Here is a 26,961-nt window from a genome sequence, read left to right on the forward strand (position 1 = left end):
ACGGGGGGAATCGAACATGGTGTCCACAGGACCCTACGGAACGTGGCCTTCGCCGATCGACGCGCGGCTGGCCGCCTCGCACGACGGCCGTCCGGAGTACGTCGGCGTGGTCGGCGACGAGGTGTGGTGGACGGAGCCGCGCCCCGCCGAGGCGGGCCGCCGCGCCCTGATCCGCCGCCGCGCGGACGGGACCGGTGACAGCGTCCTGCCCGCTCCGTGGAACGTACGGAGCCGGGTCATCGAATACGGCGGACAGCCCTGGGCCGGGGCCGAACGCGCCGAGGGCGGACCACTGATCGTCTTCGTCCACTTCGCCGACCAGCGGCTGTACGCCTACGCCCCCGACGAACCCGGCGAGCCCCGGCCGCTCACCCCGGTCTCGTCCGTCGGCGGCGGGCTGCGGTGGGTCGACCCGCAGCTTCACCTCGACCGGGGCGAAGTGTGGTGCGTCCTGGAGGAGTTCACCGGCGAGCGGCCCACCGACCTGCGCCGGGTGATCGCCGCCGTACCACTGGACGGCTCGGCCGCCGAGGACCGCTCCGCGGTACGCGAACTCACCGACGACAGCCACCGGTTCGTCACCGGGCCGAGGCTCTCGCCCGACGGGAGGCGGGCCGCCTGGCTCGCCTGGGACCATCCGCGCATGCCGTGGGACGGCACCGAAGTGATGCTCGCGGACGTCGCCGAGGACGGTACGTTCCAGCACACCTGGAGCTTCGGCGGCGGCCCCGAGGAATCGGTGCCGCAGATCGAATGGGACGCCGACGGGCGGCTTCTCTTCGCCAGTGACCGCAGCGGCTGGTGGAACCTGTACCGCGCCGACCCGCACCGGGGCGCGGTCGCGCTCTGCCCCCGGGAACAGGAGTTCGCCGGACCGCTGTGGAAGATCGGCCTCAGCTGGTTCCGGCCGCTGGAGAACGGCCTGATCGCCACCGTCCACGGCAGGGGCACCACCACGCTCGGCATCCTCGACCCGGCGACCGGTGACCTCGCCGACGTCGCCGGCCCCTGGACCGAATGGGCCGAGTCGCTCGCCGTGCACGGCAGCCGGGTCTACGGCATCGCCGCGAGCCCGTACAGCGCCTACGAGGTCGTCGAGCTGGACACCGCGACCGGCCACACCCGGATCGTCGGCACGCCGCACGAGGACGCCGTCGACCCCGCGTACTACCCGCGGCCCGAGAACCGCACCTTCACCGGGCCCGACGGCCGGGAGATCCACGCCCACATCTACCCGCCCCGCAATCCCGACCGGGCCGGCCCCGACGGTGAACTGCCGCCCTACGTGGTCTGGGCGCACGGCGGCCCCACCGGCCATGCCGCACTCGTACTCGACCTGGAGATCGCCTACTTCACCTCGCGCGGCATCGGCGTCGCCGAAGTGAACTACGGCGGCTCCACCGGCTACGGCAGGAGCTACCGCAACCGGTTGCGCGAACAGTGGGGCGTCGTCGACGTCGAGGACTGCGCCGCCGTCGCCCGGGCGCTGGCCGCCGAGGGCACGGCCGACCCGCGGCGGCTCGCCATCCGGGGCGGCAGCGCCGGCGGCTGGACCACCGCGGCCTCGCTGACCGGCACCGACGTCTACGCCTGCGGCACGATCATCTACCCCATCCTCGACCTGACCGGCTGGGGCACCGACGAGACCCATGACTTCGAGTCGCAGTACCTGGAGTCCCTCGTGGGCCCCCTCGCCGACGTCCCGGACCGCTACCGCGAACGGTCGCCGATCAGCCGCACCGACCGGCTGACCACCCCCTTCCTCCTGCTCCAGGGGCTGGACGATCCGATCTGCCCGCCCGTCCAGTGCGAGCGGTTCCTGGCCGAGGTCGAGGGGCGCGGTGTCCCGCACGCGTACCTCACCTTCGAGGGGGAGGGGCACGGATTCCGGCGCGCCGACACGATGATCCGTGCCCTGGAGGCCGAACTCTCCCTGTACGGGCAGACGTTCGGCATCGACTGCCCGGACGTACCGCGACTGGAGCTGAAGAAGTGACCCTCGCACCCCTGACCCGCCCCGCCCGGCTGCGTCCCGGTGCCAGGATCGCCGTCGTGGCACCGAGCGGGCCGGTGCCCGCGGACCGTCTGGAGGCGGGCCTCGACGTACTGCGGAGCTGGGGCCTGGACCCCGTCGAGGCCCCACATGTGCGCGACATCCACCCGGAGTTGGACTACCTCGGCGGTACGGACGAGGCGCGCGCCCGGGATCTCCAGGAAGCCTGGTGCGATCCGTCCGTCGACGCGGTGATCTGCGCCCGTGGCGGGTACGGCGCGCACCGCATGGTCGACCTGGTCGACTGGGCGGCGATGCGCGCGGCCGGACCCAAGGTGTTCATCGGCTACAGCGACATCACCGTGCTCCACGAGGCGTTCGCCCGGCGCATGGGGCTCGCCACCCTGCACGGTCCGATGGCCGGCGCCGAAACCTTCCTCAAGGACCCGGACACGCAGGAGTCCCTGCGGGCCACCCTGTTCGAGCCCGAGACCGTAAGGACCCTCGGCCTGCCCACGGCGCGGGCACTGGTACCGGGCCGGGCCCGCGGCATCACCTACGGTGGCTGTGTGAGTCTGCTCGCCGCCGACCTGGGCACCCCGCACGCCCGCACGTCGGTCCGGGGAGGGCTGCTCGTGATCGAGGACACCACCGAGGACCCGTACAGCATCGACCGCATCCTCACCCAGCTGCTGAGGGCCGGCGCGCTCGCCGGGACAGCCGGGGTGGCCTGCGGTTCCTGGGCCGGCTGCGGCCCGTACGAGAGCGTGCGGGCGGTCCTCGCCGACCGGCTCGGGACCCTGGGCGTACCCGTCGTCGAGGAGCTGGGCTTCGGGCACGGACCGACGGCGCTGACGATTCCGCTCGGCGTGCCCGCCGTGCTGGACGCGCCGGCCGACGGCAGCCCCGCGACGCTCACGATCGAGGGGTCCGCGCTGGTCTGAACGGGGCCGAATCGCGAAGAAGTTGAGCACCCCTCATGAAACTCCGCCCGAGGTGTTGACTTCGCTATGACACGTGTTACAGCGTGAGCGCGACCCATTACTTACTGGTCAGTAAGGCGTCCCCGGTGTGGAGGTCTTCGTGTCACGTGCTGTTTCCCGCCCCCGGTCCGGGTGCCGGACGCTCTCCCGGAAGGCGGTCGCGTACGCGGCCGGAGCCGCGCTCGCCGCACCGCTGTTCTTCGCCGGTGCGGCGCACGCGACGATCGCCGAGACCCTTCCGTACACCGTCACCCCACTGAAGTTCACCATCCGGGCGGGCGGCCGCAGACGATCCTCGACGCGAGCCTCGAACCGTCCCGGTTCGGCAGCCTCAGCTGTCTGCACTTCGCACCGCAGGCTTGCGACACCATCCGGCTGTTCGAATCCGGCCGCCATCCAGCCGACAAGACCACCGCGATGCCCGACTACGCGCGCAGCGTATCGCCGGTCGACTACCTCAGCAGGGTCAGGGCGCCCACCCTGCTCGTCCCAACTGGCTTGTCCCGACCACCCATTCGGAGAGTTCGCTCGCCGGACTCATCGGACTGCCGGACTCCGCGCCGTACGACATCAAGGGCACCTGTCTCGGCCGGACCAGTGCGCCGCTGACCTCCGCCGTCGATGTCGTCGGCGCGCCGAAGGCCACCCTCGAGGTTGTCTCGCCGTGCGCGCGCGACGGGCCGACCGCCCCCTAAGCTGGCCGGATGTCTGCATTCGACTATCTGGCCGAGGGACGCCGTGTGGCGATCCGCGCCTACACCCCGGCGGATGCCGAAGAGTTCACCACGCGGGCGAGGGAGAGCCGGGGCGTACACCGCCCCTGGCTCTTCCCGCCCGAGGACGTCCGTGCGTACACCACCTACGCGGGCCGGCTGATCGACGACCCGACCAAGGCGGGCTTCCTGGTCTGCGAACCGGAACGCGAACGCGAACGTGAACGCGAACGGGACGCCGGCAAGGGCAGGGCCGGCAAGGGCAGGGACGGAGAGGGCGCGGGCGGCGGTGGGATCGCGGGGTTCATCAACATCAACAACATCGTCCACGGCGGATTCCGCTGCGGCGCGCTCGGATACGGGGCCTTCGCCCACGCGGTGGGGCGCGGTCTGATGAGCGAAGGGCTGGCACTGGTCCTGCGGTACGCCTTCGGGCCGCTCGGCCTGCACCGGCTCGAAGCCAACATCCAGCCCGCCAACGAGGGATCGATCGCCCTCGTCCGGCGGGCCGGATTCCGCCGCGAAGGGTTCTCGCCGGACTTCCTCTTCATCGACGGAGCCTGGCGCGACCACGAGCGGTGGGCGATCACGGCCGAGATGCTGAGCTAGGGCCGGGGCCTGCGGGGACATCGAGCGGACCGGCCGGATCGGTTCGGCCGGCCGGCCGTGTTGGTTGTCCGGATCGGGTCGGCCGCGCGGTTCAGCAGTGGCCGGGCCTGGCGTACACGGTGATGCGCGCCTGCGTGACCGTCCGGCTCGCGCACTGCTCGAAGTACGCGTCGAGGGTGGCGCGCTTGACCGCCTCGCGCGCGCTCCCGTCCAGGGGCTGGCCCTCCGGGTCGCGCACCGCGATGACGCGAGTGCTGGTCAGGATGCGTTCGCGGATCCGCTCCGGCGGAAACTCACGGCCGAACAGCGTGTTGGACGCCACAGGGGTCCGCTCCAGGGCGAGGTCGGACAGCGCCACGAAGGAGTCCGGCCGGGCCAGCGTCCACACGCGTCTGCGCGACGGCATGAACAGCAGCCCGTCCCCGGGCCCGGCGATGTCCTGGACCGCCCGGGCGATCGCCACCGCGTCGTTCTTGCGGCTCCCCGGCTTCCGCAGCGCGATGCTCACGGGGACGAGGGTGGCGAGCAGCGCGACCATGGCCACAGCACATGTCACACGTCGCACGGTTCCCGCGTCGCGCGCCGACAGCCGTAGCCGGAGCCGGTCGAGCCCCGCGCCCGCCAGGAGCGCGAAGCCGATGGCGGAGGCCAGGACGTACCGGTCCACGTACAACGGATGCAACGGGCTCGTCAGTATGAGCAGCGTGGTGGGCAGGATCAGCAGCGGGAGCGCGAGCGCGGGCAAAGTGACCGGTCCGCGCGAACTGCCGGTGGAGCGGGCGAGGACGAGGCCCAGCAGGGCTGTCACGACGAAGCCCAGCACCTCCCCGGCGTCCGGCGGGCCGATCCAGTCCACCTGCGCCGACTGCGTGGTGCTGACGACGGCGATCGGGAGGAGCCCGGCGACGACCCCGCCCGCCGTGATGGTCCACGCCCGTCTCATCGGCCGCACCGAACGCGTCCCGAAGACGGTCACACCGTGGGCCAGAAGTATCAGTACGGCGAACTCGTGGAGCAGACAGGCCGTCAGCATGACAACGCCATATGTCACCCATCCCCGTGCCCAGCCCTGCATCCGTGCCCGTCTGCGCCCCCGTGCCCGCCCTCTGTCCGGTCCCTCCGGCCGGGAGAGGTTGCTGACGAGAAGACAACTGGCCCATGTGATCAGCGCGCAGATCAGCGCGTAGGACCGGCCTTCCTGCGCGTACCGCTGTGTCGGCGGGAGCAGCGGGAGGACGAGGCCCGCCAGCAGTCCGGTCCAGGTCCCGCCGAGGCGTTGTCCGAGCCGTACGATGCCGACCGCAGCCGCGGCGACCGCCAGTACCGAGGGCAGCCGCAGTGCCACGAGTCCGCCGTCCCAGAGGCCGAACACGCCGCGCATGATCAGGTAGTAGAGGCCGTGCACGACGTCGACGTGACCCAGGGTGTGCCATATCTGCGGCACATTCCGGTGTGACATGGCATAGGTGACCGCCTCGTCTCCCCACAGGGTGTTCTGGCGACGGATTCCCCAGAACCCGACGAGCAGGGCGACGAGACCGGGGGCCCACGAGGCCGCCCGGCGCAGGGCTCTCCGGGGCGGGGGCGGTGGCCGGCGATGTTCCGTTCGCGAATCGACGGCTGGTGCGGGGTGCTGGATGAGAGAGATGACGTGCTCCGTCCCGAGTGGGTCTCTCGCTCAGTCGATCGTCCGCCGTGTTGATGGGCAGCCCCCGCAGGCAGCGCCCATGAATTTTGTTCGCACTGCTCAACGCCGTCGCGCGGAGAATTCGACGCTGCATCGCGTGAGCGCCGGTTCACGCTCCCGGAACGTACCGCTGCCCGTAGGGCGGGCACAGCTGCCCGATCCGGCGTACGGGCTCCCGTGCTGAGCCGCCGGGTACACCCCACTGGCCGAAGCCGGATTGGGCAAGTCTTTGCCCATGGCCGATTCGGGTTGCGTCCGCGACGCGCGCGCCCGCTGGGTACGGGATGCGGGGCTCTGCACTCCGTACAGGAAGGGGAAAACGGCGGCCGAAAGTATCGGGAGTCCGCCCCCGGCGAGATGACGATCGTGTTGACCGTACGCAAGCGCAGGCACAGGCTCGATACATAGCTGCTAAATACAACTGGTTCTGCCGGGCCTTCGCCTTCGGCATGCCGCCCGAGCGACGGCACCGTGCGTACGACCGCTTCCTGGCCGGGACCGAATCGGGAGGACGCGTATGTGTGGCATCGTCGGCTGGGTCTCCTTCGACCGCGATCTGCGGGGCGCCGCGGAAGCCGCGACCCTGGACGCGATGACGGAGACCATGGCCTGCCGGGGCCCGGACGACCGGGGGACCTGGACCGTCGAGCACGCGGGGCTCGGACACCGCCGGCTCGCGATCATCGACCTGCCCGGCGGACGCCAGCCCATGACCGTCTCCACCCCCGAGGGCGACGTCGCCCTCGTCTACTCCGGTGAGGCGTACAACTTCACCGAACTGCGCACCGAACTGGCCGCCCGCGGGCACCGCTTCCTCACCGACTCGGACACCGAGGTCGTGCTGCACGGCTACCTGGAGTGGGGCGAGTCCGTCGCCGAACGGCTCAACGGCATGTACGCCTTCGCCGTCTGGGACAGCCGCCACGACAAGCTCGTCATGATCCGCGACCGGATGGGCGTCAAGCCCTTCTACTACTGGCCGACGCCCGACGGAGTGCTCTTCGGCTCGGAGCCCAAGGCCATCCTCGCCAACCCGCTGTCCCGGCCCCGGGTGACCCTGGACGGGCTCCGGGAGCTCTTCAGCCTCGTCAAGAACCCCGGACACGCCGTCTGGGACGGCATGTACGAGGTGGAGCCCGGCACGGTGCTCACCGTCGACCGCGGCGGTGTGCGCCGACACGTCTACTGGCGGCTGGAGACCCGTCCGCACTCCGACGACCGGGACACCTCGATCGCCACCGTACGGTCACTGCTCGACGACATCGTGCGCCGCCAGCTGATCTCCGACGTGCCCCGCTGCATCCTGCTCTCCGGCGGCCTCGACTCCTCCGCGGTCACCTCCCTCGCCGCCCGGCAGCTCGCCAAGACCGGTGAGAAGGTCCGCACCTTCGCCGTTGACTTCGTCGGACGCACCGAGCACTTCGTCGCCGACGAACTGCGCACCACCCCCGACACGCCGTTCGTCCACGCCGTGGCCGAGCGGGCCGGCACCATCCACCGCGACATCGTGCTCGACCCGGACGCCCTCGCCGACCCCGATGTGCGCGCCCGGGTGATCCGGGCCCGGGACATCCCCATGGGCCTCGGCGACATGGACGCCTCGCTCTATCTGCTCTTCCGGGCCATCCGCGAACACTCGACGGTCGCGCTGTCCGGCGAGTCCGCCGACGAGGTCTTCGGCGGCTACCTCCAGTTCTTCGACGAGGAGGCGCGGAGCGCCGACACCTTCCCCTGGCTGGTCCGGTTCACCGAGCACTTCGGCGAGGACGCGGGCGTGCTCCGCGACGACGTGAACCAGGCACTCGGCCTGGAGAAGTACATCCGCGAGAGCTACGACTCCGCGGTCGCCGGCATCGAACGGCTCACCGGCGAGAGCGACTTCGAGTACCGCATGCGCCGGATCTGCCACCTCCACCTGACCCGGTTCGTGCGCGTGCTGCTCGACCGCAAGGACCGCGCGAGCATGGCCGTCGGCCTGGAGGTCCGGGTGCCGTTCTGCGACCACCGGCTCGTCGAGTACGTCTACAACACCCCCTGGGCCCTGAAGTCCTTCGACGGCAGGGAGAAGAGCCTGCTGCGCGAGGCGACCGCGGATCTGCTTCCCCGGTCCGTGTACGAACGGACCAAGACCCCCTATCCGTCGACCCAGGACCCCAAGTACGCCGTCGCCCTCCAGGGGCACGCCCGCACCCTGCTCGCGAGCCCCGGCCACCGGGTCTTCGACCTCGTCGACCGCGACCGACTGCGCAGGGTGGCCGAACACGACGCGCCCGGGATCACCTCGGCGTCCCGACGCGGGCTGGAACGCACCCTGGACCTCGCGATGTGGCTGGACATGTACGAGCCGGAGCTCGACCTCGGCTGAGCGGGCTGCCGCCGGCGGGGCGCGCGGCAGCCGCCCCGCCGCTCACCGCCCCTTGTAATTGATCTTCATGGTGTCCATGTCCGTTGCCTTGGACCGGAGTTCACCATGACCGTAACCCTGGTCCCGCAGCAGGGTCTCGGCCCGGTCCTCGGCGATCGCGGACGCCATCTCCTCGCCGTCCTCGGCATCCGACACGACCACGAACCGGAAGCTGAAGTGCTTGAGCACCCGGTCGTACGTCAGCGAGCCCTCCTCGGTGAACTGCATCGCGCTCAGGCCGTGCTCGTCCACCTCGGACAGGAGCCGGGCGCGTGCCTCTTCGGTCAGGCCGTCCCAGGTGCCGCGCACGATCACTCGGTAGGTGTGCTGCGTGCTCATCGTGTTTCCCGCTCCGCTTTTCGCTCGTGAACCATCGAGGGGCAAGGTTACGGCGGTGCGGGTGAGACGCACGCGAATTATCCGGGCCACCGGGTCCGGGGCCACCGGATTCCGGGCCACCGGCTCCGGGGCTCCGGGGCGGCGGTCTTCGGTGCCGCTCCCGTGATCTTTCGGTCTTTTGCCGAAGTCTGACGGCAACGCCCCTGGCCGGGCCGCAGTCCAACGTGTTCGATGGTCATCGGGGGGCGCCCGGACCTGAGGCGGCCCGCGCGAGGGAGCGAGGTTGCCTTGGCCACGACCGTACGACGTGCCGTACTGACTCTGCCCGCCGCACCACTGGGCCCGGAGAACCCGCTGCCCGCACTGCGGCCGCTCGACGAGATGCATGTCGTCGACGACCGCGAACGGGCCGGACTGCCACGTGACATGGCACACCAGATCGGCTACGAACCGCTGGCCACCGTGCTGCCGGTGCGCATCCTCGACGGGTACGGGCGCGAGCGCGTCCCCACCGGACTCGACGCGATCATCATCGAGAACGCCCGGCTGCGGGCCACCGTCCTGCCCGGGCTCGGCGGCCGCATCCACTCCCTCCACCACAAGCCGACCGGCCGCGAACTTCTCTACACCAACCCCGTCCTGCAGCCCGCCGACTTCGCGCTCAACGGCGCCTGGTTCTCCGGCGGCATCGAGTGGAACATCGGCGCCACGGGCCACACCACGCTGTCGTGCGCCCCGGTGCACGCGGCCCGGGTGCCCGCACCCGACGGCGGGGACATGGTCCGCCTCTGGGAATGGGAGAGGCTGCGCGACCTGCCGTTCCAGGTGGATCTCTGGCTGCCCGAGGACTCCGACTTCCTGCACGTCGGCGTACGGATACGCAATCCGCACGAGCACACCGCACCCGTCTACTGGTGGTCCAACATCGCCGTGCCCGAACGCGAACGCACCCGCGTCCTGGCCCCGGCCGAGGAGGCGTGGCACTTCGGTTACGAGCGCACCCTGACCCGGGTCCCGGTCCCCGAGTCGGGCTCCGTCGACCGTACGTACCCGCTGCGCGGCGACTTCCCCGCCGACTACTTCTACGAGGTGCCCGACGGCGCGCGCCGCTGGATCGCCTCCCTCGACGAGGACGGGAACGGACTCGTCCAGACGTCGACCGATCTGCTGCGGGGCCGGAAGCTGTTCCTGTGGGGCAGCGGCCCGGGCGGGCGGCGCTGGCAGGAGTGGCTCACCGAGCCGAGCACCGTCGGCTACGCCGAGATCCAGGCCGGACTCGCCCGTACCCAGCTGGAACACATTCCGCTCGAACCGGGAGCCGAATTCAGCTGGCTGGAGTCGTACGGGCCGCTGTCCGCGGACCCCGGGGCCGTGCACGGCGACGACTGGGCGGCAGCCCGCGCCGAGACGGAGCAACGGCTCGCCGAGGTGCTGCCGCGCGCCGATGTCGACGCCGCGTACGCCGCCTGGCGCTCCTGCGCCGACACCGAGCCCGGCGAGTCGCTCGCCACCGGTTCCGGCTGGGGCGCCCTGGAAGTCCGGCGCGGAAAGTACCAACTCCCCGGCACGCCGTTCGCCGAGTCCACGTTGGATGAACAGCAGGAGCCCTGGCTGGAGTTGCTGGACCAGGGCACCTTCCCCGAGCCCCGCCGGGCGGCCCCGCCCGGCCCCTCCCTGGTCTCGCCGCACTGGCGCGACATGCTGGAGACGGCCGCCGCCGAACCCCTCACCGAATACCATCTCGGCGTCGCCCAGTGGCACGTCGGCGACCGCGCCCAGGCGGTCCGCAGCTGGGAACGCGGACTGGCGCTCGCCCCGTCCCGGTGGCCGCTGTTGCGCTGCCTCGCCGTCGCCGCCGAGGAGAGCGGACAGGGGGACCGGGCCGCCGATCTCTACGCCGAGGCGTTCGACGACCTGTGTGCGCAACGCCCCGACGGCGAGGGCGACGGTGAAGGCGACGGTGAAGGCGGTGATGACGCCTGGACGCCCGCCGCGTCGGCGCTCGGCCGCGAGGCGATGGAGGCAATGCTGGCGGCGGGGCGCCCCGCGGCGGCCCGGACGGTGTGGGCCGGCCTGCTTCCGGTAGTCCAACAGCGAGGTCGTTTCCGCCTGTTGGAGGCGCGACTGCTGATCGCCGAGGGCGACCGCAGCGCCGCCCGGGCCGTCTTCGACGAGGGCTTCGAGGTCGCGGATCTGCGCGAGGGCGCGGAGATCCTGGACGAGGTCTGGGCCGAGCTCACCGCCGAGCCACTACCGGACACGTACAACTACCGGATGCGGCCCGGGGCTTGACGCCGACGGCCGTCCGGCCCGCGCCCACCTCCACCGGTGCGGGCCGGACGGCCGCGAGTCCGATCCGTCGGGAGGGGAGCCCGCGGCTCAGCCGGCCGGGGTCCGGTCGACGTACTCGAAGACCGAGCCGTCCGGATGCACCGCGATCAGATTGCGGCCCACCGGCGTCGGTACCGGACCTGCGAGGATCCGGGCGCCGACGCGGGTGAGGGAGGCGTGGGCCTCGTCGACATCCTTGACCGCGATCGTCGCCGTCACCTTGCGCAGGATCTCCAGCTCCGACTCCGGGCCGCTCATCAGCAGGAAGCAGCCGATCGCGGCGACCGAGACTCCGCCGCGCTCGAAGCGCAGCGCGGAACTGGCTGTGAGGTCCTCGTAGAAGGCCACCGCGGCCTCCAGGTCGTCGACGCAGATGCGCAGCGTGGTTCCCATAATGTCCATGCGCACAAGGGTAGTTGGCGGCGCTCAGGCCCGGCAGAGCACCTCGCCGTGCGGGACCGTGAACCAGGCGTCGTCCCGCGCGCCCCACGCGTGCCAGGCCGCGGCGATCGCGGTCAGCTCCCCGGCGCTCGCATGGCCGCCGGACACGGCCTGCTCCGCGTACACCGAGCCGACCGTACGGTCCGCCCACAGGCCGCTCCACCAGGCACGGCTCTCCGGAGCGGCGAAGCACCAGTTGGCGGCGGTCGGGGTGATGTCGGTGAAGCCGGCCTGCCGCGCCCAGGACAGCAGCCGCCGGCCCGCGTCCGGTTCGCCGCCGTTGGCGCGGGCGACCCGGCGGTACAGCTCCAGCCAGGCGTCCATGCCCGGCACCTCCGGGTACCAGGCCATCGCCGCGTAGTCGCTGTCGCGGGCCGCGACGATGCCACCGGGGCGGCAGACGCGCCGCATCTCGCGCAGCGCCTGCACCGGGTCGCCCACGTGCTGGAGCACCTGATGGGCATGGACGACGTCGAAGGAGTCGTCGGGGAAGTCCAGGGCGTGCACGTCCGCGGTGGTGAACTCGACGTTGTCCAGGCCGCGTTCGGCCGCGACCTCGGCAGCCCGGGCCAGGATCTCCCCGGTGGTGTCGACGGCGGCCACCCGGCCGGGTGCGACCAGCGCGGCCAGGTCCGCGGTGATGGTGCCGGGCCCGCAGCCGACGTCCAGCACGTTCATGCCGGGGCGGAGTTCGTCGATCAGGTAGGCGGCGGAGTTGGCGGCGGTGCGCCAGCGGTGCGAGCGCAGTACCGACTCGTGGTGGCCGTGGGTGTAGACGGCGGTCTCTTTCGGCATGGCGGTGGATCCTTCCTCGGGGCACGGAGCCCGAACGCGAGCCGCGCGAAGGGCTGATCGTCAGCGACACCGTACGCGCGTATGTCGAATATTGAGATACGCGTCTTGACATATGGACGCTCTCGCACCCCCCACCCGGGACCCCGAGCCCGGACGCCGCGGCAACGACGCGGCGGTCGCCCCGGACGGTGTGCTGTGGGCGGGGCCGACGGGGCCGTCTGGGTCGCCCTGTGGGACGGCGCCGCGGTGCGCCGCTACACGGCCGACGGCTCCCTGGACCGTGTCGTCGGACTTCCGGTACAACGCCCGACCGCCTGCGCGCTCGGCGGTGCGGACCTGCGCGACCTCTACATCTCCACGCCCCGCACGGGCCTCGCCGCCCCGCACCCGCTGTCCGGTTCGCTGCTGGTGCTGCCGGACGCGGGGCACGCGATGCCCCAGACGGCCTTCGCGGGCTGAGCCCGCCCCCTTTGCCGGTTCCGGTGACGGCTCCGTCGGGCGGGCGTGACGGCTCCGTCGGGCGGGCGCCGCCGGTCGAACCCTCGTATAAAGGGCCCTGAGTGCTAAAGGTTCCTGATTGAGTACCAAGGGACCCTGAGCGCGGGACGCACGGGACAGGGCTACGGGGCGGCGAAGGAGGCTCGATGGCGCGGAAGCGGACCGGGCGGACCGGACTGGCGGGGCGCGGCCGGCAGGGCGGGGGCGGCGCGCGTTCCGTACGGGAGGACCGCGGTCCGGTCCGGTACGGGCCGCCGGCCCCCGATCCGGGTCTGCCCGTCCTCCCCGAACTGGCCGAGGTGCTCGCCGCCGCGGCCGGACGCGGCGAACCCGAACCGACCGGCGGCGGCGACGCCCTGCGCGAGGCCGCGACCGAGTACTGGGCGCGGCGCGGACTGCACGGCGGCCCGGAGCACGTCGCCGCCGCCCCGGGCGCCTCGCCACTGCTGCTCGCGCTGATCGCCGCACACGGCGGTGACGTGCTCATGCCCCGCCCCTGCACGGCCACCTGGATCCCGCAGGCCCGGCTGCTGGGCCGGCCCGCCTACCACGTGCCGACCCCGGCCGAGTGCGGCGGTGTGCCCGATCCGTACGCGCTGCTGGAGACCGTGCGCCGGGTGCGCGCCGAGGGCGGCCGGCCCCGGCTGCTGCTGATCTCCGTCGTCGACGACCCGACCGCCACCGTCGCCCCGCCGGAACTGGTGCGCGAGGCCTGCGAGGCCGCCGTCGCCGAGGGGATGCACATCGTCAGCGACGAGACGTGGCGCGACACCCTGCACCGGCCGCACGACACGGTCCTGCTCAGTCCGGCCGAGATGTGCCCCGACGACGTCACGGTCGTCAGCGATCTCGCCGGCGCGCTGACCCCGTCCGCCTGGCCGGTCGCGGTCGCCCGGTTCCCGGACACCGAGCGGGCGTCGGCGCGCCATGCCCGTACCCTCGACATCCTCACCGCGCTCGGCGCGCTCGTCGCGGGGCCCGTCGCCATGGCCGCCGCCCACGCGCTGCGCGAACCGGAATCCGTCACCGACCGGGTCCGCCGGGCCGCCGCGCTCCAGGCGAAGGTCGCCGCGGCGGCCCACCGGGCGGTTCTCGCATCGGGCGCGCTGGCCAGGCCCCCGCAGGCGGGGCGCCATCTGTACGCCGACCTCGGGCCACTCCGATCGAGGCTGGCGAACCGCGGTGTCACGGACTCCCTGGAGCTGGAGGAGTACCTGACGGAACGTCTCGGTACACCGACGCCGGGCGGCCACCGGTTCGGCGACGAACTGGGGGCGCTGCGCGTACGGCTGGGCACCGGGACGCTGCTCGGGTCGACCCCGGAACAGCAGATGGAGTCCCTCACCGCTGTGGAGCCCCTGGAATTGCCGCATGTGGCCGAAGCCCTGAGCATTTTCGGGACGGCACTCGACGAACTCCGATGAGGAACAGCGAGACGGGAGTCTCTCGATGACGGAACACACCGAGCGCTCCCGCACCGGGATCGCGCAACCGCCCCGGATCTCGCGCGGCGAGGTCGTCGAACCGCGTCCGCTCGGCGAGGTCCGGATCTGGCCCACCACCTTCGCCGACCGGCTCACCACGCCACTCCCGAGTGTCATGAGCATGTCCCGACTGGCCCGTGAACGCACCCTGCGGCCCAACCCGGAAGGGCTGCGCGGCATCCACCGGCTCCCGTACGCCCCCGAACCCCTGCCCGTCACCCCGGCCGGCGCCACCTCCGTCACCTGGGCCGGGCACGCCAGCTGGATCGTCCGCACCGGGGGTCTCACCGTCCTCACCGACCCCGTCTGGTCCCGGCGCATCCTCGGCACCCCGGCCAGGATCACGCCGGTCGGCGTCCGCTGGGAGGACCTGCCGCCCGTCGACGCCGTCGTCATCAGCCACAACCACTACGACCACCTCGACGCCCCCACCCTGCGCCGGCTGCCGCGGAACACCCCGTTGTTCGTCCCCGCCGGACTCGGCCACTGGTGCCGCCGTCGCCGCTTCACCTGCGTCACCGAACTCGACTGGTGGGAATCGGCCCGGCTGGACGGCGTCCGCTTCGACTTCGTGCCCGCCCACCACTGGTCCAAGCGGACCCTCACCGACACCTGCCGCTCCCTGTGGGGCGGCTGGATCATCGGCGCCGACGGCGGCGACGGGCAGCGGATCCACTTCGCGGGGGACAGCGGGTACGGGCACTGGTTCGGCGAGATCGGCCGCCGGTACCCCGGCATCGACCTGACCCTGATGCCGATCGGCGCGTACGAACCGCGCTGGTGGCTCGGTGACGTGCACACCGATCCGGAGGAGGCCGTGCAGGCGTACGAGGACCTCGGCGCCCGCGCGATGGCGCCGATGCACTGGGCGACCTTTCTGCTCTCCGCGGAGCCCGTACTGGAACCGCTGGCCCGGCTCCGTACCGCCTGGCAGCGGGCCGGGCACCCGCGGACACGGCTCTGGGACCTGCCGATCGGCGGCTCCCGCCTGCTCGACCCGGTACCCCGCACGGTCAGTGGCTGAACCGCGCCCGCACCCTGCGCCACACCGCGGGAGCCCCGCTGACCAGCAGCGTCAGACCCACCGCCGCCACCACGCCCTGCCACGGCTCGGGGAAGAGCGAACCGCCCAGAATGCCGATCAGCTGGTACGTCGCCGCCCACGCCAGACAGGCCGGCACATCCCCGCGGGCGAACCGGCGCAGTGGTATCCGGCCCAGGAGACAGGCCAGCATCACCGGAATCCGGCCCGCCGGAACCAGCCTCGACAGCACGAGCACCACCGCACCGTGCTCGTCCAGCTTCTGCTGCGCCTGCGCCAGCCGCTCCGGAGCGGCCCGGTCGCTGATCGTCCGCAGCCACTTCGAACCGTTCTTCGACCGCACCCCGCGCTGACCGAGCCAGTAGAGACAGATGTCACCGAGGAACGCCGCGGCCGACGCCACCCCGAAGACGATCAGGAGCGAGAACGGCGACGCCTGATGCAGCGCCACCACGGCGGCCGAACTCACCAGAGCACCTGTCGGCACCACCGGCACCAGTGAGCCCAGCGCCACCAGCAGAAACAGGGACGGGTAGCCGACCGCCTGCTGCGTCGACTCCGGGGGCAGCTGTCTCACGACCTCCTGGATCACCGGGCGGCCTCCGGCCGCACGTGTTCGCCGTGCGACAGCCGGTGCACCGCCACCTCCGGCGCCAGCAGCGCCGCCTTGCGGACGAACTCGTCACCCGGCGAGTGGAACTCGTGCGGCCTGACCCCGTCCATGCCGATCGGCCAGTACGTCCCGTAGTGCACCGGCACGGCCGACCGGGGAGCCAGCCGGGCCAGCGCCTGCGCGGCCCGGCCCGCGTCCAGATGACTGTGGCCCAGGTACGGACCCCAGCCGCCCACCGGCAACAACGCCACATCCACCGGACCAACGGCCCGGGCCATGTCGTCGAAGAGCCCGGTGTCACCGGCGAAATACGTCCGCGCCTCGCCCTCGACCACATAGCCGAGTGCGGGGGAGCGGTGCGGGCCCACGGGCAGCCGCCTGCCGTCGTGCAGTGCGGGAACGGCCCGGACCCGGACCGCGCCGACCGGGACCACGTCGCCCGGAGAGACCTCGTTGATCCGCAGCCCGCGCACCGAGCGCAGCACCCGCAGCCCCGGTACGGAGCGCACCGCACCCGTCGGCACGATGAGCCGGCTGCCGGGCGCGAGCCGGGCCAGCGACGGCAGATGCAGATGGTCGGAGTGCAGGTGGGAGACGAGCACCACATCGGCGACCGCGGCCTCGGGGCCGGGCAGCTCGCCGCGGCGTCGGCGCAGGTGCGCGAAGCGCCGTACGAAGAGCGGATCGGTCAGCACACGGACCCCGGAGTCCTCGATCGTGCAGGTGGCATGACCCCACCAGGTGACTTCCACCGGCACGCGGTGCCTCCTCGTTCCCGGGTTTCCTTGGTTCCGGCTCCTTGCTCCGGCCCGGCATCGAGCCTAGTGCCGCGACCCGAACGGGGGACCCAGGTCCGTCGCGGCCGTCGCCCGCGGCCGGTCACTCTCAGTCGGTGAGGCCTAGCGCCCCCGCTGCCTGGATCGCCAGCCAGACCTCCGCCAGGGCCCCCGTGGACGCCATGTCACGGCCGGCCAGCGAACCGAAGCGGCGCAGCCGGTAGGCAAGGGTGTTGGGATGGATGTGGAGCGCGGCCGCGGCCGTCTCCGTGCGGCGGTCCCGTTCCATCCAGGTACGGACGGACACCAGCAACTGCGAGTCGTGCGCCGCGTCGTAGCGCAGGACGTCGCCCAGCACATGCTCGACCAGCGCGGTCAGCACGGCCGGGTCGTCGGGCAGCCACCGGCCCAGCGAGTCGTCGCCGTAGCGGACCACGGAACGGCCCGACTCGACGGCCTTCGAGACCGCCCAGAGCGCCTCGCGCTGAGCCACCCGCAACGGGGCCCCGGGAAGAAACGGGCGGCTCATCCCGGCCGCCACATCCGGCAGTTCACCGATCTCCGCCGCCAGCTGCGGCGCGCCCAGGACATACCGGTCCGTGCCCCACGTGAGCAGCAGATGCGGATGGTCCTGGAGGCAGCGCAGCAGCGCCTCGTCCGTGGCCTGCCGCACCACGATCAGCACGGTGTCGCCCTCGATGGCATGCCGGGCGAGCCTGCGCCGGGCCGCTTCCGGGTCCAGCACCTCCTGAAGGAGTTCGGCCAGCGTCTCCGCGCCCTCGCGGCGCAGCGTCTCGCGCTCGTTGCGCACCATCGCGACCCGTAGCGCCGCCACCGTGGCGATGTGCTGGACGACCGCGAGCCCGGCGGGCTGGGCGCCCTCGCGTTCATACGCGACGAGGAATCCCGCCGGGCCGCCGGGCGCCGGCACGGGCAGCACGAACCCGCCGGGAACGGTCGGCGGAGCGTCCACCGACGCGGGCAGCACGCCCCGGTCCGGCACCGGCACCCCCGGAAGCAGGGGCCGCCCCTGCGGGGTGCACAGATACACGTCGTAACCGGACAGGCGCTCCAGACGGCGCAGCAGCGTCGGCGTATCGAGGTCCTCGGCGACCAGCCAGCGCAGCGAGCCGAAGACCTGGAGCTGCGCGCCGAGCCGGTGCCTGGCGTCCTCCTGGACCGAGGCCGCGACCTCCTGGGAGACGGCGATGAACGGGACGGCGAGCGGGACCTCCAGGACCGGGAAGCCGCGCTCCTCGGCCGCCCGGAAGAACGCGTCGTGCAGCGGTGGCATGTGCAATTGCGCGGACAGGGCCAGCGCGGAGACACCCGCGTCGTCCAGCCGCTCCAGATAGGCGCGCTGTCCGGCGGCGGTACGCGGGATCGCCAGCCCCGTCGTCATGATCACCTCGGCGCCCAGCAGCCAGGGCGTCGGATCGGCGAGTTCGCTGGCATGCGCCCAGGAAACGGAACGTCCCAGGCCGCTGCTGCCCGCCTTCACGGAGAGCTGGAGAGCGGGGAACGAGAGCAGATCCTCGACGGTGAGTTTGTCGCTGGCCACAGACAACAGGATAGTGCTCTGTGATGTGCACAATTGTCGGCCGTCGTCCGGGAGCACAGACTGTGGGACCGTCCCATGAACAGCGGGACCGTCCCATATGAACAGAGTGTGGGACTGCCTCATGAACAAAAGCTGGAGCGCCATGACTACCTCGATCACCGAAGTCGAGACCAATGGTGTCGAGCGGATTCCCGACGCCGACCGCACCGCTCGGCCGGTCGACCTCTTCCGGCTCGCCTTCGGCGGTGCCAACACCTTCGCGACGTGTGTGCTGGGCGCCTTCCCGATCCTGTTCGGGCTCTCGTTCTGGCAGGGGCTCGCGGCGACGCTGCTCGGCCTTCTCACCGGTGCGCTGCTGCTCGCCCCGATGGCGCTGTTCGGCCTGGCCAACGGCACCAACAACGCCGTTTCCTCCTCCGCCCACCTGGGCGTGCACGGCCGGATCGTCGGCTCGTTCCTCTCGCTCCTCACCGCGGTCGCGTTCTTCTCGATCTCGGTGTGGTCCTCGGGCGACGCGCTCGTCGGCGGCGCCCACCGACTTGCGGGTCTGCCCGAGTCGGATGTGACCTATGGCATTGCATACGCGATCTTCGCCGGGCTCGTCCTGGTGGTCTGCGTCTACGGCTTCCGCTTCATGCTGATGGTCAACAAGATCGCGGTGATCGCCGCGTCGGCGCTCTTCGTCCTCGGCGTCTTCGCCTTCGCGGGAGACTTCGACGCGGGCTACGCGGGCACCTTCGCGTCGACGGCCGATCCGCTGTTCTGGCCGTCGTTCATCGGCTCCGCGCTGATCGTGCTGTCCAACCCGGTCTCCTTCGGCGCGTTCCTCGGCGACTGGTCCCGCTACATCCCGGCCACGACGCCCCGCCGCCGCGTGATGGGCGCCGCGTTCCTCGCCCAGATCGCCACGCTGCTGCCCTTCGTCTTCGGCCTGGCGACCGCCTCGATCATCGCGTCGAAGGCTGCCGAGTACGTCGACCCGGACGCCCCCAATTACGTCGGCGGACTGCTCGCCATCTCACCCGGCTGGTACTTCCTGCCGCTCTGCCTGATCGCCCTGATCGGTGGCCTGTCGACCGGCACGACCGCGCTGTACGGCACCGGCCTCGACGTCTCCAGTGTCTTCACCCGCTTCAGCCGGGTGCAGTCGACGTTCTTCGTCGGCGCCCTGTCGATCGCGTTCATCTTCATCGGCCGCTTCGCGTTCAACCTCACCCAGTCCATCTCCACGTTCGCGACGCTGATCATCACCTGTACCGCCCCGTGGATGATCGTGATGGCGCTCGGCTACGTCACCCGGCGCGGCTGGTACGACGGGGACGCGCTCCAGGTCTTCAACCGCCGCCAGACCGGTGGCCGTTACTGGTTCAACCACGGCTGGAACTGGCGCGGCGTGTCCACCTGGTTCCTCTCCGCCGGTGTGGCGCTGCTGTTCACCAACCTGCCCGGCCAGTTCGTCGGCCCGCTCGGCAACCTCGCCAACGGCGCCGACATCTCGCTGCCGGTCGGCCTCACCCTCGCGGCCGTCGTCTACCTCGGCCTGCTCACCCTGTTCCCCGAGCCGCGCGGGGTGTACGGACCGGAGGGCCCCCGTTTCGTCAGGGCGTCGGACACCGCGGTTGCGCCCATCGTCGGCGGCCCGGACGAGGAGACCGCCGCCGCCGAGCCGGCCACCGCGGTCTGAACACCACGGCCTTCTGACGCCCCGCCCCGCCCCGTAACCAGGAGCCGCACATGAGCAGCACCCCCGCGCAGGAAGTCCAGGACGTCGAAGATGTGCAGGACGCCCGGGAAGTCCGCGCCGCCGCCGACGCGCTGATCGCCGCCTTCGCCGAAGGCCGCCTCGACGACTACTTCGGCTCCTTCGCCCCGGACGCCACCTTCGTCTTCCACTCCACCCCGCGGCGGCTCGGTTCCACCGACGAGTACCGCGCGCTGTGGCAGCAGTGGGTGGCGGAGGACGGCTTCCGCATCGTGCGCTGCACCTCGACGGGACAGCTGATCCAGCACTACGGCACCACGGCCGTCTTCAGCCATGACGTGGAGACCACGGTCGCCACCCGGGCCGGCGAGGAGACCGTCCACGAGCGGGAGACGATCGTGTTCGCCCGCGCCGCCGACGGCAGCTGGCCCGCCGTCCACGAGCACCTGTCCGCCCGTACGGCAGCCTGACCGCCCCCCCTTACCGCTACGCCGTACGACCACGCGTTCCGCCCGACCATGAGAAAGACCGGTTCCATGAGCACCACGTTCCGCAACTACATCGACGGCGTCTTCGCGGACGCCTCGGACGGCCGCACCCTCGACGTCGTGGACCCCAGCACGGGCGAGGTCTACGCGACCTCCCCGCTCTCCGGCCAGGCGGACGTCGACGCGGCGATGGCCGCCGCCGCTGCCGCGTTCCCCGCCTGGCGGGACACCACCCCGTCCGCACGGCAGCTGGCCCTGCTGAAGATCGCCGACGCGATGGAGGAGCGGGCCGACGAACTGGTGGCCGCCGAGAGCCGTGACACCGGAAAGCCGCTCCACCTCACCCGCAGTGAGGAACTGGCCCCGGCCATCGACCAGGTCCGCTTCTTCGCGGGCGTCGCGCGGCTGCTCGAAGGCCGCTCGGCCGGTGAGTACATGGACGGGATGACCTCGATCATCCGCCGCGAGCCGGTCGGCGTCTGCGCCCAGGTCGCGCCGTGGAACTACCCCCTGCTGATGGCCGTGTGGAAGTTCGCCCCCGCGCTCGCCGCGGGCAACGCCGTCGTCCTCAAGCCGTCCGACACCACCCCGGCGTCGACCGTGCTGATCGCCGAGATCATCGGCCAGATCCTCCCCAAGGGCGTCTTCAACGTCATCTGCGGCGACCGCGACACCGGCCGCGCGATGGTCGAGCACCCGACCCCGGCGATGGCCTCCATCACCGGTTCGGTGCGGGCCGGCATCCAGGTCGCCGAGAGCGCGGCCAAGGACGTCAAGCGGGTCCACCTGGAGCTCGGCGGCAAGGCCCCGGCGGTGATCTTCGAGGACGCGGACCTGGAGAAGGCGGTCGAGGATCTCGTCGTCGGCGGTTTCTTCAACGCGGGCCAGGACTGTACGGCCGCGACCCGCGTCCTGGTCCACGAGTCCGTCCACGACGAGTTCGTCACCGCCCTCGCCAAGGCCGCCGCCGACACGAAGACCGGGCAGCCGGACGACGAGGACGTGCTGTACGGCCCGCTCAACAACGCCAACCAGCTGAAGCAGGTCAGCGGCTTCATCGACCGCCTCCCCGACCACGCGAAGATCGAGGCGGGCGGCCACCGGGTCGGTGAGAAGGGCTACTTCTACGCCGCGACCGTCGTCTCCGGCCTCCAGCAGGACGACGAGATCGTCCAGAACGAGGTCTTCGGCCCCGTCATGACCGTCCAGTCCTTCTCCGACGAGGCCCAGGCCGTCGCGTACGCCAACGGCGTCGACTACGCCCTCGCGTCCTCCGTGTGGACCAAGGACCACGCCCGCGCCATGCGGATGTCCAAGAACCTCGACTTCGGCTGCGTGTGGATCAACACGCACATGGCACTCGTCGCCGAGATGCCGCACGGCGGATTCAAGAAGTCCGGCTACGGCAAGGACCTCTCCGCGTACGGCTTCGAGGACTACACCCGGATCAAGCACGTCATGACCTCGCTCTGACCCACCCGCACCACGTGCGCCCCCGGCGGGGGGCGCACCGGCGTTCCGTGTCCCTACGCCGCACGCCCCCTCGCTCCTCCCGTCCCCGCACGCGCCTTTTTGCGCGGGGGCCGGAGGGGTAGGGTCGCCGTTACGCCCAGCACGGGGGACGGCCATGGGGGACGCAATGGACGTACGGGTGGCGGCCATCGCCAGTCTCACACCACTCGAGGAACTCGACAGTGATCCGTTCCTCGTGGACACCCGCAGCCAGCACGACATGTGCGCCCGCTGGGCCGCCGACAAGGGATACGTCGTCACCCGGCAGTTGCGTTTCTACGGACTGCGCCCCGACCACCACGCCCTGTGGACGGACGTCGAGAGCGGCGAAGTCGAGGTGTTCGTCGCCGCCAACGACCGGGTGCTGGCGCGGGCCCTCACCTCCGTGCCGGAGTTCGCCGCGGAGTGCGAGCGGCGCGGCGTACGGCTGGAGATCGTGGGACTCGACGAGCCGTCGTACAGCGCCCGTACGAAGGCGAGCGTGCACCGCAGGCTCTCCATGCCGACCGCCGGATACGACGGCTGCTGACCGTCCCCCCGACCGCTGTCGCAGACGGTTCGCGGCCCCGCTGTGAAAGGCTGGGGGATCAGGGCCCGGAACGGCGGGGTCCGGATGTGAGGTGGGAACGGCGTGGGTGACGGGCGATGGCGAACAGCCGGCAACGCCCTGATGCGGGTGATTGTGGTCTGGGCGGTCTCGACGCTCACGATGCTGGCACTCGCCGGGATTCTGCCGGACTTCCAGCTCCAGTCGGACAACGGCGACAGCATCACCAAGATCGCGTTCACCGCGGCCTGGGGCGCCGGAGCGTTCGGTCTGCTCTCCGCGCTGGTCTGGCCGGTCCTGGTACGGGCACTGCTCATCGTGCCCGCACTCGTGCTCGGGATGCTCGTCTTCTTCCTCAACGGGTCACTGCTCCTGGTCGCCCTGCGGCTCATACCGGACGGGCGAGGCGCCGCCAACCCGGAGACCGCGGTCGTCGTCGCGGCGGTGATGTCCGCCGTCGCCTCCGCGACCTCCACGGCGCTCGCCGTCCGCGACGACAACGCCTACCGGCGCCGTCTCTCCCGGCTCGCCGACCGCCGCAGACGGCGCAGCGGTGCCGACAGCGGGCGCAGCGGACCGCCCGGCACCGTCTTCATCCAGCTCGACGGCGTCGGCCACGACGTGCTCGTCCGCGCCGCCGGCTCCGGCCTGATGCCGACCGTCGCGAACTGGCTCGCGGACGAGAAGGGTCATCGGCTCACCCCCTGGCGCACCGACTGGTCCAGCCAGACCGGCGCCAGCCAGCTCGGCATCCTGCACGGCAGCAACCACGACGTCCCCGCCTTCCGCTGGTACGAGAAGGAGACCGGCGACGTCATGGTCTCCAGCCGCCCCGCGAGCGCCCTCGAAATCCAGCGCCGGGCCATCGCCCGCACCCATGACGGGGGGCTGCTCGCGGTCGACGGCGCCAGCCGCGGCAACCTCTTCAGCGGCGGCGCCGATCAGCTGGCGCTCGTCCTGTCCATGGCGGCCCGGCTCGGCAAGGGCCGCCGTTCCAGGTCCGGGTATTTCGCCTACTTCTCCGACCCGGCCAACGCCGTACGCACCGCGCTGTCGTTCGTCGCCGAGGTCTGCCGCGAGATCGGCCAGTCGACCCGGGCGCGGATACGGAAGGACACGCCCCGGATCAAACGCGGTGGGTTCTACCCCTTCATCCGGGCCTTCGCGACCGTCGTCGAACGTGACGTGGTGGTCGCCGCCGTCATGGGGGACATGTTCGCCGGACGCACCGCCGTCTACGCCGACCTGGTCGCGTACGACGAGGTGGCGCACCACTCCGGACCGCACAGCCGCGATGCGGAGAAGGTGCTCGCGCGCCTGGACCGCTCGCTCGCACTGATCGAGAAGGTCGCCGAACACACCCCGCGCACCTACCGGATCGTGCTGCTCTCCGACCACGGACAGAGCCCCGGGGAGACGTTCGCGGGGGCCTACGGGCTGACGCTCAAGGACCTGGTGCGGGCCGGCTGCGGGCTGCCCGTGCCCCGTCGGGCGCAGCGCACCCGCAGCGGTTCGGAGGCGCGTGACGCGGTACGGATCGCCCTGCACCGCCGACCGGTCGAGGAGGGCGAGGCGGAACACCGGGCGAAGCCGTCCGACCCGGTCGTCCTCGCCTCCGGCAACCTCGGCCTGATCTCCTTCCCGGACATCGAGGGACGCGCCTCGCGCGAACAGCTCGACCGGAGCCGTCCCGCGCTGCTCGGTACCCTCGCCAACCACCCCGGCATCGGCTTTCTGCTGGTCCGCAGCGAACAGTACGGATCGGTCGTCCTGGGCCGCGGGGGCATCGAGGTACCGGTGTCGGAACTGGAGGACGGGCAGGGGCCGCTGGCTTCCTTCGGCCCGGGCGCGGCGGCCGCGGTGCGGCGCACGGACACCTTTCCGCACGTCGCCGACATCATGGTGAACTCGATGTACGACGGGGGCACGGGCGTTGTGCACGCCTTCGAGGAGCAGATCGGCTCGCACGGCGGCCTGGGCGGCGAGCAGTCCCGGCCGTTCCTGCTGTGGCCGGCGGAACTGTCGGCGCCGGTGGCGGAGGGCACGGAGCTGGTGGGGGCCGAGCAGGTGCACGGGGTGCTGCGGCGGTGGCTGCGGGAGTGCCCGGGGCCGCAGATCCCGCTGGCGGCGCCCGCCGCGGTGGGCGGTGCCGACGAAACGGACGGAACGGTTCAGGTGGCCGGCTGAGGGCCGTCGTCCTGCTGGGAGGGTGTTGTCAGTGGTGGGCGGCAGGATGGGGGACATGACGAACTCAGCTGTTGTGCTCGCCGATGCCGCCGCCTACGCCGCCGCGGTCGAAGAAGCGTCGCAGGCCGCCGCCGCGTACTACGCCACCGGCGAGAGCACGCTCGACGACGATGCGTACGACCGGCTGGTGCGGGGGATCGCGGCCTACGAACAGGAGTACCCGCAGGAGGTCCTGGAGACGTCCCCGACCGGCAAGGTGGCGGGCGGCGCCGCGGGCGGCGACGTGCCGCACACGGTGCCGATGCTGTCCCTGGACAACGTCTTCTCGGCCGAGCAGTTCGCCACCTGGACGGCGTCGCTGGAGCGCCGGATAGGCCGGCCCGTCGCCGCGTGGAGCGTGGAGCCGAAGCTCGACGGCCTGGCCGTCGCCGCCCGCTACCGGGCGGGCCGTCTGGAGCGACTGATCACCCGGGGCGACGGCACCGCCGGTGAGGACGTCTCGCACGCGATCGGCACCGTGACCGGCCTCCCCGAGCAGCTCGCCGAGCCCGTGACGATCGAGGTGCGCGGCGAGATCCTCATGACGAACGAGCAGTTCGAACAGGCCAACACCGTGCGCACCGAGCACGGCGGCGCCCCCTTCGCCAACCCGAGGAACGGCGCGGCGGGCACACTCCGGGCCAAGGACCGCGCGTACACGGTGGAGATGACGTTCTTCGCCTACGGTGCGCTGCCGCTCCCCGGGACGGGAGAGCTGACCGACATCCTCGCCGAACTCCCGCACAGCGAGGTCCTGGAGTACGTCGCCGGGCTCGGCGTGCACACCGCGGCGGACACGGACGTGGCACCGCGCACCGTCACCACCGTCGAGGAGGTGCAGAGCCGGGTCGAGGACATAGCGGCGCTGCGTGCCTCGTTGCCGTTCGGCATCGACGGCATCGTGATCAAGGCCGACCTCGCGGCCGACCAGCGCGAGGCCGGTTCCGGGACCAGGGCGCCGCGCTGGGCCATCGCCTACAAGCTCCCTGCCGTGGAGAAGGTCACCCGGCTCCTCGGCGTCGAGTGGAACGTCGGCAGGACCGGCATCATCGCGCCGCGCGCCGTGCTCGAACCGGTCGAGATCGACGGCTCGACCGTCAGCTACGCCACACTGCACAACCCGGCCGACATCACCCGCCGCGATCTGCGCCTGGGGGACCGGGTTATGGTCTACAAGGCGGGTGACATCATCCCCCGTATCGAGGCGCCCGTCGCTCATCTGCGGACCGGCGAGGAGCAGCCCGTCGTCTTCCCCGAGGCGTGCCCGCAGTGCGGCTCCGAGATCGACACCAGCGAGCAGCGCTGGCGCTGTGTCCGGGGCCGCGACTGCCGCCTCGTCGCCTCCATCTCGTACGCGGCGGGCCGCGACCAGCTCGACATCGAGGGCCTCGGCGCGACCCGGGTCGTCCAGCTCGTCGACGCCGGCCTGGTGGCCGACCTCGCCGACCTCTTCACCCTCGACCGGGAACAGCTGCTCGGCCTGGAGCGCATGGGCGAGACCAGCACCGACAACCTCCTCGCCGCCATCGAAACGGCACGCACCCAGCCGCTCTCCCGGGTCTTCTGCGCGCTGGGGGTACGCGGCACCGGGCGCTCCATGTCACGCCGGATCGCCCGGTACTTCGCGGACATGGACCGGATCAGAGCGGCCGACGCCGAGGCGCTCCAGCGGGTCGACGGGATCGGTAAGGAGAAGGCGGCGGGCGTTGTCGCGGAGCTGGTGGAGCTGGCCCCGCTGATCGAGAAGCTGGTGGCCGCAGGGGTCAACATGACGGAGCCCGGCGCGATGCCGCCGCCCGCACCCGGCGAGGAAGGCCCGGAAGCGGCTGCCGCCACGGACGGCGAGGGGGCCGCCGGGCTGCCGCTGGACGGGATGACCGTAGTAGTGACGGGCGCGATGACCGGCGTACTGGAGAAGCTTTCCCGGAATCAGATGAACGAACTGATCGAGCGGGCCGGCGGGAAGTCCTCGTCCAGCGTCTCCAAGCGCACCACGCTCCTGGTCGCCGGGGAGAAGGCCGGATCCAAGCGGACCAAGGCGGAGGACCTCGGCATCCGGATCGCCGCACCGGACGAGTTCGCCGAACTGATCGCCGGGTACCTGCCGTCGGCGGTCTGAGGCAATACCCGGAATCCTGCCGTCGGAGGTTTGAGGCAATACCCGGAAACCTGCCGTCGGAGGTTTGAGGCAATACGGAGACCTCGCGACGCCCGAGC

The 26,961-nt window shown here is 71.7% G+C and carries 21 protein-coding genes and 2 pseudogenes; 15 read left to right on the top strand and 8 right to left on the bottom strand.

What is annotated here, in order from left to right:
• Nucleotides 1–16 precede the first annotated feature (16 nt).
• Nucleotides 17–1,996 carry a prolyl oligopeptidase family serine peptidase gene (locus OG306_RS33850; protein ID WP_266750012.1) on the top strand — a complete coding sequence of 660 codons (1,980 nt, stop codon included), beginning with the start codon at nucleotides 17–19 and terminating at the stop codon, nucleotides 1,994–1,996.
• The gene (locus tag OG306_RS33855) at nucleotides 1,993–2,937 is read left to right on the top strand and encodes a S66 peptidase family protein (protein WP_266750014.1); all 945 of its coding nucleotides are present in this window, start codon (nucleotides 1,993–1,995) and stop codon (nucleotides 2,935–2,937) included. The genes OG306_RS33850 and OG306_RS33855 overlap by 4 nt, the downstream gene beginning before the upstream one ends.
• A gap of 108 nt (nucleotides 2,938–3,045) precedes the next feature.
• Here the strand turns inward: OG306_RS33855 and OG306_RS33860 are convergent, their stop codons facing one another.
• A complete protein-coding gene (locus OG306_RS33860) occupies nucleotides 3,046–3,321 on the bottom strand; it encodes a hypothetical protein (RefSeq protein ID WP_266752758.1) in 276 nt (91 codons plus the stop codon).
• On the opposite strand from OG306_RS33860, the pseudogene OG306_RS33865 reads away from it, so the two are divergent.
• Nucleotides 3,253–3,647: pseudogene (locus OG306_RS33865) on the top strand (hypothetical protein); the annotation flags it as partial. The gene OG306_RS33860 and the pseudogene OG306_RS33865 overlap by 69 nt on opposite strands.
• A gap of 33 nt (nucleotides 3,648–3,680) precedes the next feature.
• Nucleotides 3,681–4,298, top strand: a complete 618-nt coding sequence (locus OG306_RS33870) for a GNAT family N-acetyltransferase (protein ID WP_266750015.1) — start codon at nucleotides 3,681–3,683, stop codon at nucleotides 4,296–4,298.
• 91 nt (nucleotides 4,299–4,389) lie between these two features.
• Here the strand turns inward: OG306_RS33870 and OG306_RS33875 are convergent, their stop codons facing one another.
• Entirely contained in the window at nucleotides 4,390–5,757 is a 1,368-nt protein-coding gene (locus OG306_RS33875) for a glycosyltransferase family 39 protein (RefSeq protein WP_371666042.1), read from the bottom strand.
• A gap of 745 nt (nucleotides 5,758–6,502) precedes the next feature.
• On the opposite strand from OG306_RS33875, the gene asnB reads away from it, so the two are divergent.
• On the top strand, nucleotides 6,503–8,350 hold the full coding sequence (gene asnB / locus OG306_RS33880; protein ID WP_266750018.1) for an asparagine synthase (glutamine-hydrolyzing): 1,848 nt from the start codon (nucleotides 6,503–6,505) through the stop codon (nucleotides 8,348–8,350).
• Between the two features lie 42 nt (nucleotides 8,351–8,392).
• Here asnB and OG306_RS33885 read toward each other — a convergent pair whose 3' ends face one another.
• Nucleotides 8,393–8,728 (bottom strand): DUF6204 family protein, encoded by a 336-nt coding sequence (locus OG306_RS33885; protein ID WP_266750019.1) that lies wholly within the window; start codon nucleotides 8,726–8,728, stop codon nucleotides 8,393–8,395.
• Between the two features lie 288 nt (nucleotides 8,729–9,016).
• Here OG306_RS33885 and OG306_RS33890 point away from each other — a divergent pair, with 288 nt between their 5' ends.
• Nucleotides 9,017–11,020, top strand: coding sequence for a DUF5107 domain-containing protein (locus OG306_RS33890; protein ID WP_266750021.1), 2,004 nt, complete (start codon nucleotides 9,017–9,019; stop codon nucleotides 11,018–11,020).
• A gap of 87 nt (nucleotides 11,021–11,107) precedes the next feature.
• Here OG306_RS33890 and OG306_RS33895 read toward each other — a convergent pair whose 3' ends face one another.
• On the bottom strand, nucleotides 11,108–11,461 hold the full coding sequence (locus OG306_RS33895; protein WP_266750022.1) for a VOC family protein: 354 nt from the start codon (nucleotides 11,459–11,461) through the stop codon (nucleotides 11,108–11,110).
• Nucleotides 11,462–11,485: 24 nt separating this feature from the next.
• Nucleotides 11,486–12,295 (bottom strand): methyltransferase domain-containing protein, encoded by an 810-nt coding sequence (locus tag OG306_RS33900; protein ID WP_266750023.1) that lies wholly within the window; start codon nucleotides 12,293–12,295, stop codon nucleotides 11,486–11,488.
• 204 nt (nucleotides 12,296–12,499) lie between these two features.
• Here OG306_RS33900 and OG306_RS33905 point away from each other — a divergent pair.
• The 3 genes and pseudogenes from OG306_RS33905 to OG306_RS33915 all read left to right on the top strand — a co-directional run.
• Nucleotides 12,500–12,754: pseudogene (locus tag OG306_RS33905) on the top strand (SMP-30/gluconolactonase/LRE family protein); the annotation flags it as partial.
• A 185-nt stretch (nucleotides 12,755–12,939) separates the two neighbouring features.
• Entirely contained in the window at nucleotides 12,940–14,217 is a 1,278-nt protein-coding gene (locus OG306_RS33910) for an aminotransferase class I/II-fold pyridoxal phosphate-dependent enzyme (RefSeq protein WP_266750025.1), read from the top strand.
• 25 nt (nucleotides 14,218–14,242) lie between these two features.
• The gene (locus OG306_RS33915) at nucleotides 14,243–15,301 is read left to right on the top strand and encodes an MBL fold metallo-hydrolase (protein WP_266750026.1); all 1,059 of its coding nucleotides are present in this window, start codon (nucleotides 14,243–14,245) and stop codon (nucleotides 15,299–15,301) included.
• On the opposite strand, the gene OG306_RS33920 is transcribed toward OG306_RS33915, so the two are convergent.
• The 3 genes from OG306_RS33920 to OG306_RS33930 form a co-directional block, all read right to left on the bottom strand.
• Nucleotides 15,291–15,911, bottom strand: coding sequence for a DedA family protein (locus OG306_RS33920; protein WP_266750027.1), 621 nt, complete (start codon nucleotides 15,909–15,911; stop codon nucleotides 15,291–15,293). The genes OG306_RS33915 and OG306_RS33920 overlap by 11 nt on opposite strands.
• Complete coding sequence (locus tag OG306_RS33925; RefSeq protein ID WP_266750029.1) at nucleotides 15,908–16,690, bottom strand: MBL fold metallo-hydrolase; 783 nt, start codon at nucleotides 16,688–16,690, stop codon at nucleotides 15,908–15,910. The genes OG306_RS33920 and OG306_RS33925 overlap by 4 nt, the downstream gene beginning before the upstream one ends.
• Nucleotides 16,691–16,817: 127 nt before the next feature.
• Entirely contained in the window at nucleotides 16,818–18,269 is a 1,452-nt protein-coding gene (locus tag OG306_RS33930; RefSeq protein ID WP_266750031.1) for a PucR family transcriptional regulator, read from the bottom strand.
• Between the two features lie 142 nt (nucleotides 18,270–18,411).
• On the opposite strand from OG306_RS33930, the gene OG306_RS33935 reads away from it, so the two are divergent.
• The 6 genes from OG306_RS33935 to ligA all read left to right on the top strand — a co-directional run bounded on the left by OG306_RS33935 (nucleotide 18,412) and on the right by ligA (nucleotide 26,863).
• On the top strand, nucleotides 18,412–19,953 hold the full coding sequence (locus OG306_RS33935; RefSeq protein WP_266750032.1) for a purine-cytosine permease family protein: 1,542 nt from the start codon (nucleotides 18,412–18,414) through the stop codon (nucleotides 19,951–19,953).
• 50 nt (nucleotides 19,954–20,003) lie between these two features.
• Nucleotides 20,004–20,441: a YybH family protein gene (locus OG306_RS33940; RefSeq protein WP_266750033.1), complete on the top strand. Its 438-nt coding sequence runs from the start codon at nucleotides 20,004–20,006 to the stop codon at nucleotides 20,439–20,441.
• Between the two features lie 66 nt (nucleotides 20,442–20,507).
• A complete protein-coding gene (locus tag OG306_RS33945; protein WP_266750034.1) occupies nucleotides 20,508–21,932 on the top strand; it encodes a gamma-aminobutyraldehyde dehydrogenase in 1,425 nt (474 codons plus the stop codon).
• A 154-nt stretch (nucleotides 21,933–22,086) separates the two neighbouring features.
• Nucleotides 22,087–22,500 carry a hypothetical protein gene (locus OG306_RS33950; protein WP_266750035.1) on the top strand — a complete coding sequence of 138 codons (414 nt, stop codon included), beginning with the start codon at nucleotides 22,087–22,089 and terminating at the stop codon, nucleotides 22,498–22,500.
• Nucleotides 22,501–22,602: 102 nt separating this feature from the next.
• Nucleotides 22,603–24,705: a phage holin family protein gene (locus OG306_RS33955; protein WP_266750036.1), complete on the top strand. Its 2,103-nt coding sequence runs from the start codon at nucleotides 22,603–22,605 to the stop codon at nucleotides 24,703–24,705.
• Between the two features lie 46 nt (nucleotides 24,706–24,751).
• On the top strand, nucleotides 24,752–26,863 hold the full coding sequence (ligA, locus tag OG306_RS33960; protein ID WP_266750039.1) for an NAD-dependent DNA ligase LigA: 2,112 nt from the start codon (nucleotides 24,752–24,754) through the stop codon (nucleotides 26,861–26,863).
• Nucleotides 26,864–26,961: the final 98 nt, after the last annotated feature.

The sequence above is a fragment of the Streptomyces sp. NBC_01241 genome, assembly GCF_041435435.1.
Lineage (GTDB): Bacteria > Actinomycetota > Actinomycetes > Streptomycetales > Streptomycetaceae > Streptomyces.